The sequence below is a fragment of the Pseudomonas sp. GW822-FHT06D10 genome, from assembly GCF_058799535.1.
Genome location: NZ_JBXALN010000014.1, coordinates 1 through 13,069, shown reverse-complemented (window position 1 = coordinate 13,069; position 13,069 = coordinate 1). Strand labels below are relative to the sequence as shown.

9 protein-coding genes are annotated in these 13,069 nt (G+C 66.1%); 1 reads left to right on the top strand and 8 read right to left on the bottom strand.

Features of this window, described 5'->3' with window-relative positions:
* Nucleotides 1–130: 130 nt before the first annotated feature.
* The 7 genes from qhpG to AC1RL5_RS31505 all read right to left on the bottom strand — a co-directional run bounded on the left by qhpG (nucleotide 131) and on the right by AC1RL5_RS31505 (nucleotide 9,784).
* On the bottom strand, nucleotides 131–1,450 hold the full coding sequence (gene qhpG / locus AC1RL5_RS31535; RefSeq protein ID WP_145714119.1) for a flavin-dependent monooxygenase QhpG: 1,320 nt from the start codon (nucleotides 1,448–1,450) through the stop codon (nucleotides 131–133).
* Nucleotides 1,435–2,118 carry a subtilisin-like serine protease QhpE gene (qhpE, locus tag AC1RL5_RS31530; RefSeq protein WP_492590205.1) on the bottom strand — a complete coding sequence of 228 codons (684 nt, stop codon included), beginning with the start codon at nucleotides 2,116–2,118 and terminating at the stop codon, nucleotides 1,435–1,437. Before qhpE ends, qhpG begins: the two co-directional genes overlap by 16 nt.
* A complete protein-coding gene (locus tag AC1RL5_RS31525) occupies nucleotides 2,108–3,826 on the bottom strand; it encodes an ABC transporter ATP-binding protein (protein WP_019094086.1) in 1,719 nt (572 codons plus the stop codon). The genes qhpE and AC1RL5_RS31525 overlap by 11 nt, the downstream gene beginning before the upstream one ends.
* Nucleotides 3,826–5,730 (bottom strand): sigma-54-dependent Fis family transcriptional regulator, encoded by a 1,905-nt coding sequence (locus AC1RL5_RS31520; RefSeq protein ID WP_015636456.1) that lies wholly within the window; start codon nucleotides 5,728–5,730, stop codon nucleotides 3,826–3,828. The genes AC1RL5_RS31525 and AC1RL5_RS31520 overlap by 1 nt, the downstream gene beginning before the upstream one ends.
* Nucleotides 5,731–6,185: 455 nt before the next feature.
* Entirely contained in the window at nucleotides 6,186–7,211 is a 1,026-nt protein-coding gene (locus tag AC1RL5_RS31515) for a histone deacetylase family protein (RefSeq protein WP_072453103.1), read from the bottom strand.
* Nucleotides 7,212–7,221: 10 nt separating this feature from the next.
* Nucleotides 7,222–8,451 carry a Zn-dependent hydrolase gene (locus AC1RL5_RS31510; protein ID WP_492590223.1) on the bottom strand — a complete coding sequence of 410 codons (1,230 nt, stop codon included), beginning with the start codon at nucleotides 8,449–8,451 and terminating at the stop codon, nucleotides 7,222–7,224.
* A 19-nt stretch (nucleotides 8,452–8,470) separates the two neighbouring features.
* Nucleotides 8,471–9,784 carry an MFS transporter gene (locus AC1RL5_RS31505; protein ID WP_072453106.1) on the bottom strand — a complete coding sequence of 438 codons (1,314 nt, stop codon included), beginning with the start codon at nucleotides 9,782–9,784 and terminating at the stop codon, nucleotides 8,471–8,473.
* A 178-nt stretch (nucleotides 9,785–9,962) separates the two neighbouring features.
* Between AC1RL5_RS31505 and AC1RL5_RS31500 the strand changes: the two genes are divergently transcribed.
* Nucleotides 9,963–10,928, top strand: a complete 966-nt coding sequence (locus tag AC1RL5_RS31500) for a LysR family transcriptional regulator (protein WP_019094647.1) — start codon at nucleotides 9,963–9,965, stop codon at nucleotides 10,926–10,928.
* A 1-nt stretch (nucleotide 10,929) separates the two neighbouring features.
* Here AC1RL5_RS31500 and mrdA read toward each other — a convergent pair whose 3' ends face one another.
* Nucleotides 10,930–12,822, bottom strand: a complete 1,893-nt coding sequence (gene mrdA / locus AC1RL5_RS31495; RefSeq protein WP_011062421.1) for a penicillin-binding protein 2 — start codon at nucleotides 12,820–12,822, stop codon at nucleotides 10,930–10,932.
* Between the last annotated feature and the right edge of the window lie 247 nt (nucleotides 12,823–13,069).

Below are 13,069 nucleotides of genomic sequence, written 5' to 3'. Positions count from 1 at the left end.
AAGCCCGGGGGCTGCGCCAGCTCCCGGTGCCCTCTGTAGGAGCCGGCTTGCCGGCGAAAAAGACCGCAGGTTCACTCCGGTGGATGGCCGCTGCGCGGTTCGCGAGCAAGCTCGCTCCTACGATCCCCGTTCAGGGGCGGTAGCCTTGGGCCAGCAACCAGCTGCGTATCAGCCGATTCTGGTCCGGGCTCAGCTGCGCCAGGGCCTGGGCCGCCCCCTGGCTGCGCAAACGGCGCAACAGCGGCGCCAGTTCCACGCCCTGTACATGCCAGATGCCCAGGGGCTGGTCCGGGGTGATCACCACTTCGGCTTCATCCACCAGGCCGTCGCGCAGCACCGGGGCGCGCTCGATGCGCAAGGCCGAAAAGTCCACGGCACGGTGCGCCGGCTGGCAATCCGGCCACTGCCGGCGGGCCTGCCAGAACGGCTGCTCGGGCCAGCGTTGCTCGTCGGCGTAGAAGTCCCGGCCGATGCGCGCAAAACGCAGGAACAACTGTTCCACCCGCTGCCCGTGAAAACGCTGCGCCAGCGCTGCACGTTGCGGCCGCTGCAACAGGGTGTTGATCACCGCCGGGGCCTGCAACGCCGAGGACAGGGATTGGAAAATGCCGTTGCCGGATAAAGGGTCCACGGCCATGGCCGCATCGCCGACCCGCAGCCAGTTCGCGCCACAGGCCTGGGGGTTGAGGATCGCCGTGCTGCTGCGGGCATGCAGGTGCAATTGCTGCTCCTGGCCACCGGCAAAGAATTCCCGGGCCATGGCCGAGCCCAGGCGGCGCTGGCGACAGTACTCCAGCAACTGCGCCTTGCCCGGCAGCCCGGCGCTCTCCACATCCAGGGTCAGTTGCCAGTAGCACTGGCCGTCCTCGCGCCGGGCCATCCAGGCCCAGCCGTCCTCCAGGCTGTGCACCGCGCTGGCGGCGCTGCCGCCAGGGCCCTGCCAGCGGTTGAGCAGGCTGACGGTTTCCGGGCCGCGCAGGCCCTTGCCGCCCCCCTGGCGCAAGGCTTTGTCCAGCACCGGCGCCTGCCGGCCACGGGCCTCCACCAGGAACTCGCCGCGCACCTCGCCCTGCCCTTGCACCTGGACCCGATGCCCGGCCTCGCTGGACTGCACCCCCAGCACCCGGCCCTCGATCAGCTTGACCTGCGCTTCGCGCAAGGCCTCCCGCAGGCCGCGGTCGAAGGCCGGGCGATCCAGCAGGTATTCGATATTCTGCGCATGTTCTGCACCGTTCCATGCCACCTGCCGCTGGGACGGTTGCAGGGCCTGGGCCAGCGCCTGTTCCAGGCCGGCACCGCGCAAGGCTTCAAGCACCCGCAGCGAGACCCCTTCCAGGGCCGGAAAGCGTCGCCAGTCGCTGACCAGGGTCACCGGGTAGCCGAGGCGGCGCAGCCCCAGGGCCACTGCGGCCCCGGCCGGCCCCGCGCCGAGGATCAGGATGGTGTGCATGGCTGTTGCCGGCGTTCCGGCCCCTGGTAGTGGGCGTTGTCCTGCAGCCACTGCCGGACCTGGGCCTTGTCGGCTTGCGGCTGGGCACCCAGGTAGGCCGCGATATGCCCGCTCAGGGCCGCGCACCCCAGGCTGGCGCCGGACTGCCCCGGGCTGCTGCCGTGCACGCAGGCGGCGAAATCAGCCTGGGCGGTGTTCAGCCATGACCATTGCTGCGCGCTGCATCGCGCATCGCCGGTGACGCGCAGCACCCCGGGGTAACTGGCCGGAAACACCGCCTCGCCCTGGGCCGGGCTGGATGCGCACAACAGCACCCCGCGGGCCTCGGCCGCGGCACAGGCCTGGCGCAGCAGGTCGCGATCCTGGCGCAGGCCCAGGCTCAGGTTGATCAGGCGCACGTCCTGCGCAAGCAACCAGTGCAGCGCGGCGCTGACTTGCGCGGCGCTGGTGACTGCGCGCCGGTCGAACACCTGGGCCACATAGACCTGCGCCGTCGGCGCACGCTGGCCGATGGCCTCGATGATCGCGCTGCCATGGCCCAGGGCGTCTTCCTGCAAGGGGCCCTGGCCTATCCCTTCGGGCTGCAGGAAGAAGCGTCGTCCGCCCGCCACCCGCTGATGGGCGGCATGGCCGCTGTCGATCACGCCGACGCGCAGCTCAGGCTTCATGGGCCACCTCCAGCGCATGCAGTACGCCATCGCGCAATTCGAAGCGCAGTTCGGCATCGGCCAGGGTCGAGGGCCGGTGGCTGATGAGGATCCGCGTGCGCCCGGCGAACAGGTGGTCGATGGCCTCGATCACCTCGCGCTCGGTGGCCTCGTCCACCGCCGAGGTGGCTTCGTCCAGCACCAGGATCATCGGGTCCTGGAGCAGGGCCCGGGCAATGGCGATGCGTTGTTTCTGGCCGCCGGACAATTGCTGGCCGCGCTCCCCCAGGGGGCTGTCCAGGCCTTCGGGCAGGGACTCGATCAGCCCTTGCAACTGCGCCAGCCGCGCCACCTCGGCCACGGCTTCGCGGCTGGCATCGGGCACGCTGTAGGCCAGGTTGTCCGCCAGGCTGCCGCGAAACAGCACGATGTCCTGGCTGACCACCGCCACCCGCCGGCGCAACTGCGCCAGGTCCAGCTGGCGCAGGTCGACGCCGCCCAGCAGCACCTGCCCGGACTGCGGGTCGTGATGGCGCTGCAACAGGTCGATGAGCGTGCTTTTGCCTGCGCCCGAGGTGCCGCTGAGGGCCACTTTGCGACCGTAGGGAATACGCGCCTCGATGCCCTGCAGGGTCGAGCCGCGGCCCGGGTGGCAAAAGTGCACTGCGTGAAAATGCAGCTCGCCCTGCTCCGGCACCGGCAGCGGCGCCTCGGGGTTGCTGATGCCCGGTTCCTCGCCACGCAGCTCCATGACCCGGCCCAGGCTCACGGTCATGCGCTGGATTGCCACATACAGGCCCAACAGGCTCTGCACCGGGCCCACCGCCATGCCCAGGTAGGTGGAAAAGGCAATCAGCGCCCCCAGTTGCCAGGTGCCCTGCACCACCCAGTAACCGCCAATCAGGAAGGCGCAGGCCCGGGACAAGGAGGTCAGGGTACCGGGCACCGCCTGGGTGAAGAACTCGGTGACTTGCAGTTTCAGCAGCTGTTGCAGGTAGCCCTGGCCAAGGCCATCCAGGCGCCGGGCCTCGCGCTGCTGCTGGCCGGCGCTCTGGATGAACTTCATCACCGGCAAGGTTTCCACCATGAACGAGGACATGTCCGCCGAACGCTCGCGCAACTGGCGCACATCGCGCTCCACCTTGCGCCGCATCCAGCGCAGCCAGAGCACGTCCAGGGGAATCAGCACCAGGGCCAGCAGCGAGAGTTGCCAGGACAGGGTCAGGAGCATGGCCAGGGCCACCACCAGGCCGATCACGCTGGACACGGCGGAGAACAATGAGTCCACGGCAAAGCGCTGGATCTCTGCCACATCGCCATCCAGGCGCGACATCAGGTCGCCGATCCGCCGCTGACCGTAAAAGCTCGGCGACAGCCGTTGCAGATGGCGATAGAGATCGTCGCGCAGGGCAAACAGGATGCGTCCGGACAGGCGCGTATGCAGGTAGCGATTGACCCCGGAGAGCACGGTGCCCAGCAGCCCGGCGCCGATCATCAGCGCGGCGATCAGCACCAGCCGCGGGAAGTCCCGGGCCAGCAGGCCGTCGTCGATCAGCAGCTTGGTCAGCCAGGGCTGCACCAGCACCAGCAGGGAAGCGCACACCGACAGCCCCAGCAGGCCGCCGATGGCCAGCCGGTGGGGCCGCACGAAACTGTAGAGCCAGCCCAGGGCGGCACTCAGGGCCTGGGGGTCACGGCTGTCCACCAGCCGGGTGATCAGGCGCCGCATCAGGCGCGCAACTGTTTGAGCTTGCGGTACAGGGTCGCGCGGCTGATGCCCAGGGCGTCCGCTGCCGCCGAGACATTGCCCTGGTGGTTGTCCAGGGCACTGCGGATCAGCTCCAGCTCGTTCTCGCGGATGCTCCCGGTCTGCGGTCGGGCACTGGCATTGAGGTCATCGAGCATGCTGTCGGGCAGGTGCTCCAGGCCGATGTGGCACTCACCGTCTTCGCGCAGGGCCAGGGCTGTGCGCAGGACCATCTCCAGCTGGCGGATATTGCCCGGCCAGTGGTAGTCCGCCAGCAGCCGACGCAGCTCATCGCTGAGGCTCACCTGGGCGCCACCGAGCTTGGCCAGCAAGCTGTCCACCAGGGGCTGCAGGTCTTCGCGTTCGCGCAGGGCCGGCAACAGCACGCTGATGCCGTTGACCCGGTAGAACAGGTCTTCGCGAAAAGCCTTGTCCTGCACCTGCTGCTTGAGGTCGCGGTGGGTGGCGCAGATCAGGGCGATGTCGATGTCCTGTTCTTCGCCGGCCCCCAGGGGCGCCACCTTGCGGTCCTGCAGCACGCGCAGCAGGCGGGCTTGCAGGGCCAGGGGCATGTCGCCGATCTCATCGAGGAACAGGGTGCCGCCGTGGGCCTGTTGCAGGCGCCCGATCATGCCGCCACGACGCGAGCCGGTGAAGGCGCCTTCGCGATAGCCGAACAGTTCCGACTCGATCAGGCCTTCGGGGATCGCCGCGCAGTTGACTGCGACAAAGGGTTTCTCGGCGCGGCTGCCGGCGCGGTGCAGGGCCCGGGCCAGGACTTCCTTGCCGGTGCCAGTTTCTCCCAGTAGCAACACCGGCAGGTCATTGGCCAGGCCCTGACGGGCCATGCGCAAGGTGCGGGCGTAACGGCTGTTGCCCCCGGCCAGGGCTTCCAGGTCCTGGGGCATGGCTGCGGCTTTCGGAGCGCTGCGTGGCGCACGATGCAGGTTGAGCGCTGGCTGCGGCGCCCGCAGGGCCTTGTAGAACAGCTCGCCCTTGGCGGTTTGCAGGCTGCCCACGGCGCCCTGTTGCAGGCGTGCGAGCAGTTGCAGGCCATCGACCCCGAGGAACTCTTCGCAGCGCCGGCCCACCAGGGCTGCGCGCGGGGTGTTGAGCAACTGGCAGGCCTGGCCGCTGACCGCGAGGATCTGCCCGCCCAGGCTCAGGGCCAGCAGCCCCTGCCACGGTGATTCGAGGTATTGCCGGCGGCTGTGGAAGGCCAGGACGATCTGCTCCGGGTAGGTGGCATGGAACACCCGGGCTTCGATCTGGCTGACCGCCATGGCCAGCAGCGCGGTGCTGTCCTGGGCCCGGCCCAGGGGGCCTTCGCGGGTCAGGTCGAGCACGCCCAGAATCTCGCCCTGGGGGCACTGGATGGGCACCGAGGTGCAGGAGAAATGGCTGAGACGGTCCAGGTAGTGCTCGCCGCAGTCGATCAGGGTCGGCCGGGCCTCCACCAGGGCCGTGCCCAGGGCGTTGGTGCCGCGGGTGGCTTCGCTCCAGCAGGCGCCAAGGGTGATGTCCTGCACGCCGCTGTCCTTGAGACGGTCGGCGCGGCCTTCGATGGCCAGGATGGTGGCGTCGGCATTGGCCAGGATGATCATCCCGTCCTTGCCCTGATGCTGGCTCAGGTAGTCGATGGCCGGGATCGCCGCGTCCAGCAACAGGCGGTTGCTGGCCAGCAGCACTTCGAGGCTGGCGCTGGATTCCAGGGTCAGTTGGTGCTGGCTGCCAAAGTGCACGCCATGGCTGAGGCTGCGCCGCCATGAGGCATCGATTTCCGCACGCAGAACCCCGTCGGGGATCTGGCCTTCCAGGTGCAGCCGTTCCCGGGCCAGCCGGGCTTCGTGTTGCTGCTCACCCTTTATTGTTTTTATAAGAGTCATCAAGCGCTCCGAATCGGTCCGCCCGCTGCATCCCGCTCCACTCCCTTGGATTGCGCGAAGCACGCAAGCCGTGGTCAATGTCTACACCGGGTTCAGGGGGCAGTAAAGGGGCTTTGCCCGGATCATCGGGCAGCCCTGAATTGCTTACCCTGTCATTGGAGATCAAGCAAAACCTGCGCCAGTGGAACGGGCGCTCGAGCATCTTGACGTTAACGTAAAGCAAATGGCAAGTACCGCACGCCCCCTCCCGTTGGCACTGGCCTGCCAGCGAAGAGGCCCCGAGACGAGCGCAGGGCTTGAGCCCCCTATGCCGGCAGGCCGGCTCCTAAGACGAATGCATGCCAGCTTGTGCAGGAGCTGGCTTGCCAGCGAACGAGGGCCTTTAGTCGGGTGCAAGACGTAAGGACCCTTTCGCGGGCAAGCCGGCTCCTGCGAGCGGGCGGGGCTGGTGGTGCCTACAGGGCCCAGGCGCCAGAGTCTGCGAAGAAGGCGCGGGCGTTGTCTTCCAGGCTTTCCAGGTGATAGCCGCCTTCCTGGACGATCAGGCACGGCAGGCCCAGGCTGCGGATTCGCTGGCCAAGGATGGCGAAGCCGTCCCGGGTCACTGCCACCTTGCTCTGCGGGTCGAGTTCATAGATATCGAACCCCAAAGACAGCACCAGCACCTCGGCATCGAACGCCTTCACCGCCTCCAGGGCCTGTTCCAGAAGGGCGAGGAAATCCCCTTCGCTGGCGCCATGGGCCATCGGCAGGTTGAGGTTGTAGCCCTCCCCCGCCCCGGCGCCACGCTCTTCGGCGAACCCGGCCACCCCCGGGTAGAAGTTGGTCGGGTCGCCGTGCACCGAGACATACAGCACATCGGCGCGCTCGTAGAAGATTTCCTGGATGCCCTGGCCGTGGTGCATGTCGGTGTCCAGCACCGCCACCCGGGCGTATTTGTCCCGCAGGACCTGGGCGGCGATCGCCGCATTGTTCAGGTAGCAAAAGCCCCCGGCCGCCTCGGACCGGGCGTGGTGGCCCGGCGGGCGGCACAAGGCGTAGGCCGCCGGCTCACCGTCGAGCAACGCCTGGGCCCCGGCGACGGCACTTTGCGCCGACCAGTAGGCTGCACGCCAAGTCGACTCACCCACCGGGCAACTGCCGTCGGCCAGGTAGCACGCGGCCTGGGCCAGGACCCCGCGCAGGGCATTGGGCTCACGCACGAAGATGTTGGACATCACCTCATCGCCCCAGTCTTCGGGGATGTCCTTCCAGCCCTGGTGCGCATCCTGCAGGAACGCCAAGTACGGTGCGCCGTGTACCGCCAGCAACGGTGCCATCCCGGCATCCCGTGGCTGCTCGACGGCAAAACCCAGGGAGTGTGCGGCCTGCACCAGGCGCTGGGCGCGCTCCGGCACCTCCTGGGGTATGCGCATCTGGCCGCGCGAGTAGTAGCTGCGTGGATGGTGGAGCAACTGTTCGGGGTGGAAAAAACTGCGCATGACCTTCTCCTTATTCAACCTGGCCAGCACGGGCCAGCACGGCGTTAAGCAATACATCGGCGCCCTGGCGCACGTCCTCGGGCAACACGTCTTCGGCTTCGTTGTGGCTCAGGCCACCGACACAGGGAATGAACACCATGGCCGTCGGGCAATAGCGGGCCAGCAAGATGGCGTCGTGGCCAGCGCCGCTGACGATGGACTGCTGAGGGTAGCCCAGGCCATCCACCGCCTGCTGCACCGCCGCCACGCACTCGGCATCAAATGGCGTGGCCGGGCTGACCCAGTGCCGGCTGATACTGACCTTGAGCCCGCGCTGGCCGGCGATGGCCTGCAGGCGTTCCTCGACCTGCTGCTCCATGGTGGCGATCTGCCGATCCTGGTGGTGGCGCAGGTCGACGGTGAAGCTCAACAGGCCGGGAATGGTATTGCGCGACGACTTGGCGATGCTCAGCTCACCCACGGTGGTCAGGCCCTGGGGGGCAAAATCCGCTGCCAACTGCTCCACTGCAAGAATCATCTGCGCCGCGCCGTACAGCGCATCCTTGCGTAGCGGCATCGGCGTGGTGCCGGCGTGGGCCGCCAGGCCTTCGACCTGCACATCGAGCCAGCGGATGGCCTGGCCGCCGCTGACCACGCCGATGCTCTTGGCGTTGTCTTCAAGGATCGGGCCCTGTTCGATATGGGCTTCGAAGTAGGCATCCACCGCTGCGCCCAGGGGCCGGCTGCCGGCATAACCGGTGCGCTGCAGGGCCTGGGCGACGCTGATGCCATCGGCGTCACGCACCGCCAGGGCGGCGTCCAGGGCCATGACCCCGGTGAACACCGCCGAGCCGAACATCGCCGGGGTGAAACGCGCGCCCTCCTCGTTGGTCCAGACCGCCACTTCCAGGGGCTTGCGGGTCTGGATCCCTAGGTCATTGAGCGTGCGTACCACTTCCAATCCGGCCAGCACACCGTAGACCCCATCAAAGCGCCCGCCTTCGGGCTGGGTGTCCAGGTGGCTGCCCATCATCACCGGGGCAGCGTCCGGATCGCTACCTGGGCGCCGGGCAAACAGGTTGCCAATGGGGTCGACGCTCAGGCTCATGCCGGCCTCGGTGCACCAGTGGGCAAACAGTTCGCGACCGACCCGGTCTTCATCGCTCAAGGCCAGGCGGCAGCTGCCGCCACGGGCCGTGGCACCGATTTCGGCCATGGCCATCAGGCTCGTCCAGAGGCGCTGGCCATTGATTTTCAACATCATCAGATTCTCCAGACAATCAGGCGTGGGATGCCATTTCCAGGCGATGGGCGTGAGCGTGCCGGCGTGCCAGGGCCAGCACGCAGATCAGCGAAACGGCAGCGATCAGGCTGTAGAACACCGCCATCGGCCACCATTGGCCAATGAAGCGATGGGCCAGCCAGGTGCCGATCAGCGGGGTCAGGCCGCCGGCCAGGGCACCGCATACCTGATAGGCCAGGGAGATCGCGGTGTAGCGCACCCGGGTCTCGAACATGCCGCTGACGTAACCGGCGATCACCGCATAGAAGGAAGCCATGCACACCACCGCCAGGGCAATGCCGAGGATCATCAGCGGCGCCTGCCCGGAACTCACCAGCACGAACATCGGATAGGGCGATGCCATGGCCAGCAGCGACACCAGGCAGAGAAAGCGCGTGGCGCCGATTTTCTCGGCGGTCCAGGCGGCCAGGGGCTGAATGCAGAACTGGATGAGCGCCACCACGAACAGGCATTCAAGGATCAGTGAACGGGGTATCTCCAACTGCTGGGTGGTGTAGGCAATCATGAAGGTGTTGGTGAAATACACCCCGGCAATCCCCAGGGTGTTGGCGCCGATGCACAGTAGCAAGGGACGCCAGGCGGTGCGCAGCACCTCCATTACCGGAGCCTGCTCCTTGCGTAGCGACCTGGCCGCCAGCTCGCGACTGGCGAGGAACTCCGGCGACTCGTTGACCCCCAGGCGAATCGCCAGGCCCACCAGCAGCAACAGCGCACTGGCCAGGAACGGCAGGCGCCAGCCCCAGCTCATCAGGGCGTCCTCGGGCAGGCGGGTCACGGCGCTGAAGGCCAGCAGCGAAAGGATCAGCCCCGCGGGGCTGCCCAGTTGGGCGAAAGACGCGAAGAAATTGCGCCGGCCCTTGGGCGCGTGCTCGCCGGCCATCAACACCGCCCCGCCCCACTCACCGCCCACGGCAATGCCCTGGACGATGCGCAGCAGGATCAGCAGCACCGGCGCCAGGGCACCGATCTGTGCATAAGTTGGCAGCAGGCCGATGCAGACCGTGACCACGCCCATCATCAGCAGGGTGATGACCAGGGATTTCTTGCGGCCGATGCGGTCGCCGATATGGCCAAAGATGATGCCCCCTAAAGGTCGGGCGAAGAAGCCCACGGCAAAGGTGCCGAAGGCGGCCATGGTGCTGAACAGCTTGTCGTCGGAGGGGAAGAACAAGGTACCGAACACCAGCGCCGCGGCAGTGGCGTAGATGTAAAAGTCGTACCATTCGATCATGGTGCCGATAAAGGCGGCGGCCGCAGCCCGGCGAGGCTGAGGCGAAGCGGAAGGCTTCATGGTTGGCTCCCTTGATTATTTTTTTGGCAGGAGGAAGGGTCGGGCGCAGGGGCTTCTGCTGGCACCTGTCTGGGGTGGATTTATCCGTTCCGGGGGATAATTAGTCAATTTTCTATTGGTTATCTCGATTATTATCCTGGCTTATTATTCAGCTACCGCCCGAACCAGAGCCCCTGCCATGTCCGACCGCGATGCCCGCCGCCTGCTCAACGACCGCCTCGACTGGAACCTGTTGCGCACCTTTCGGGTGATTGGCCAGGAGCTGAGCATCAGCCGTGCAGCGGCGCGCCTGCACTTGACCCAGCCGGCGGTCAGCCAGGCCCTTAAGCGCCTGGAAGAACAACTGGGCCGGCAGTTGATCGCCCGGCGCGGCCCACGCTTTGCCCTGACCGAAGTGGGTGAGCAGATCTTCGCACTGGCCGGAGAGATCTACGGCCAGATGTCCCAGGTCAGCAGCATGCTGGAACAGCCCGCCGACGAAGTGATCGGCAAAGTGCGGCTGTTGATCATCAGCCGGATCTTCAGCGAACGCTTCGACGACTTCCTGGCCGACTTCCATCGTCAGCACCCGCGGGTCGATCTGGAGGTGGAAGTGATGCGCAGCTCGGATATCGTCAGCGCCCTGCAGGAAAAGACCGCGACCCTGGGCTTGAGCCTTAACCGCCGGCCACAGCCGCGCCTGGAACAGCGGCTGTTCCTGCGTCAGCGCTATGCGTTTTTCTGCGGCAAGCACCACCCGCTGTTCGGCCGTGGGGATGTGGCCGAGGGCGATCTGCAACGGGAGAACTTCGTCAGTTTCACCAGCGACCAGATCGGCGGCATGCTCTCGCCGCTGACCATCTTCCGTGACCAGCAGGGCTTCAGCGGACGCATCGTCGCCTCCTCGCCGAGCCTGGAGGAAGTACGACGCCTGGTGATCGCCGGCTTCGGCATCGGCTGCCTGCCGGAACATGTGGTGGCCGCCGATACCGAAGCCGGGCTGCTGTGGCGCCTGCCGCCACACGAAGGCATTGCCGATGTCGACATTCACCTGCTGTGGAACCGCGAGCAGCGCATGAGCCGGGCCGAGGTACTGTTTCTGCAGAGCATCCAGCACATGCTCAGTCAGCATGAGCCGGCGCCGGGTAGCCTGATGTTGAAATGATTCAGACGTGGGGATCGCCAGGGGCCTTGGCCGGGGCTGCGTACTGCGGCTTGAGGTGGCCGTTCTGGTCCAGTAGCCAGGCGTCCATGATCTGCCGCACCACGGGGCCGGCTACCCGACCACCGGCTTCGCCGTTCTCGATCATCACCGAAATCACGATCTGTGGATGCTCCGCCGGGGCGAAGCCCACGAACAGGGCGTTGTCACGGTTGCGCTCGCGGGTCTTGAGACGGTCATAGCGCTCGCCCTGCTTGATCGCCACCACCTGGGCCGTACCACTCTTGCCGGCGATGCGGTACTGCGCCCCGGCTGCCGCGGCGCGGGCGATACCGCGGGGATCGTGCATCACCATCTGCATGCCGTGGTTGACCTGATCCCAGTCACGGGGATTCTTCAGCAGGATGTTGGGCATCGGATGCTCGTCCACCGGGGCCACGCCGTCGATGGTCTTGGCCAGGTGCGGACGGTTCCACACGCCCTTGTTGGCAATCAGCGCGGTGGCCTGGGCCAGTTGCAGCGGCGTGACTTGCATATAGCCCTGGCCGATGCCGAGGATCACGGTTTCCCCCGGGAACCAGGGCTGGCGACGGGTGGCGCGTTTCCAGGCCTGGGAGGGCATCAGGCCGGGAGACTCTTCGAACATGTCCAGAGAGACCTTCTCGCCCAGACCGAACATCGCCATGTAGTCGTGCAGGCGGTCGATGCCGAGCTTGTGCGCCAGGTCATAGAAGTAGGTGTCGTTGGAACGCATGATCGCTGCGTCCATGTCCACCCAGCCATCGCCGCTGTGGTTCCAGTTGCGGTACTTGTGGTCGAAGTCCGGCAGTTGGTAATAGCCCGGATCGAAGACTCGGGTCGAAGCGGTAACCACGCCGCTATCGAGGCCGGCAATCGCCACTTCCGGCTTGATGGTGGAGCCCGGCGCGTAGAGGCCCCGCAGCACTCGGTTGAACAGGGGCCGGTCGATGGAGTCGTGCAGCGCAGCGTATTCCTTGAAGCTGATGCCGGTGACGAACAGGTTGGGGTCGAAACTTGGCTTGCTGACCATGGCCAGAACTTCGCCGGTGGCCGGGTCCAGAGCCACCACGGAACCACGGCGATCGCCCAGGGCCTCCTCAGCGGCTTCCTGGAGCTTGATATCCAGGCTCAGGACGATGCTCTTTCCAGGGATCGGATCGGTGTGCTTGAGTACTCTCATCACCCGGCCCTGGGCGTTGGTTTCTACTTCCTCATAGCCGACATGACCGTGCAGTTCGGCTTCGTAGAATTTCTCGATGCCGGTCTTGCCGATGGATTGGGTGCCACGGTACTCCACCGAGTCCAGGGTCTTGGCTTCTTTCTCGTTGATCCGCCCGACGTAACCGATGGAGTGGGCAAAGTGTGCGCCTAGGGGATAGTGGCGGACGAACTGGGCTTCCACGTCCAGGCCGGGCAACCGGTATTCGTTGACCGCGAGCACGGCGATCTGCTCTTCGGTGAGCTCATAGAACAGGGTCACGGGGACGAAGGGATGACGGGCCTGCTTCATCTCCTTGTCGAACAGCGTGCGGTCTTCCGGGGGCAAGTGCAGCAGATCGACCACGGTGTCCAGCTCGCCCTTGAGGTCGGTGGTGCGTTCGCGGGTGATCGTCAGGTTGAAGCTGGGGCGGTTGTCCGCCAGGACCACGCCGTTGCGGTCGTAGATCAACCCACGGGTGGGAGTGATCGGCAGCACATGAACGCGGTTGTTCTCGGAAACGGTGGAGTGGTAGTCGAACTCCACCACTTGCAGAAAATACATCCGCGCCACCAGGGCGCAGGTGATGGCCACCACCAATACGGCACAGGCCAGCAGCCGTTTGTTGACCAGGCGGCTTTCTTTCTCGTGGTCCTTGATCGGAATCGCTTCGGGCATTGCTACAGCTTCTCGATGAATAGAGGTCGACGCTGTTCCGTGCGGATGAACTCAAGTCCTTTAAAAAAGAGCTGCACCATACCAAAAACCACCCACGGACTTTGAGAGGATTTCCATCGCGGCTGATCAATGGCGCCTTGGTGGCTACTTGGATACCGTAAGTTTTTCCACGCGCAAAAACAAAACCCCAACTGCATGCGCAGTTGGGGTTTCGGAATTTAATCTTGACGATGACCTACTCTCACAT

Bases quoted from the DNA above. Each gene is read 5' to 3' on its own strand.
- qhpG (WP_145714119.1), bottom strand. From the start codon at position 1,450: ATGCACACCATCCTGATCCTCGGCGCGGGGCCGGCCGGGGCCGCAGTG.
- qhpE (WP_492590205.1), bottom strand. From the start codon at position 2,118: ATGAAGCCTGAGCTGCGCGTCGGCGTGATCGACAGCGGCCATGCCGCC.
- AC1RL5_RS31525 (WP_019094086.1), bottom strand. From the start codon at position 3,826: ATGCGGCGCCTGATCACCCGGCTGGTGGACAGCCGTGACCCCCAGGCC.
- AC1RL5_RS31520 (WP_015636456.1), bottom strand. From the start codon at position 5,730: ATGACTCTTATAAAAACAATAAAGGGTGAGCAGCAACACGAAGCCCGG.
- AC1RL5_RS31515 (WP_072453103.1), bottom strand. From the start codon at position 7,211: ATGCGCAGTTTTTTCCACCCCGAACAGTTGCTCCACCATCCACGCAGC.
- AC1RL5_RS31510 (WP_492590223.1), bottom strand. From the start codon at position 8,451: ATGTTGAAAATCAATGGCCAGCGCCTCTGGACGAGCCTGATGGCCATG.
- AC1RL5_RS31505 (WP_072453106.1), bottom strand. From the start codon at position 9,784: ATGAAGCCTTCCGCTTCGCCTCAGCCTCGCCGGGCTGCGGCCGCCGCC.
- AC1RL5_RS31500 (WP_019094647.1), top strand. From the start codon at position 9,963: ATGTCCGACCGCGATGCCCGCCGCCTGCTCAACGACCGCCTCGACTGG.
- mrdA (WP_011062421.1), bottom strand. From the start codon at position 12,822: ATGCCCGAAGCGATTCCGATCAAGGACCACGAGAAAGAAAGCCGCCTG.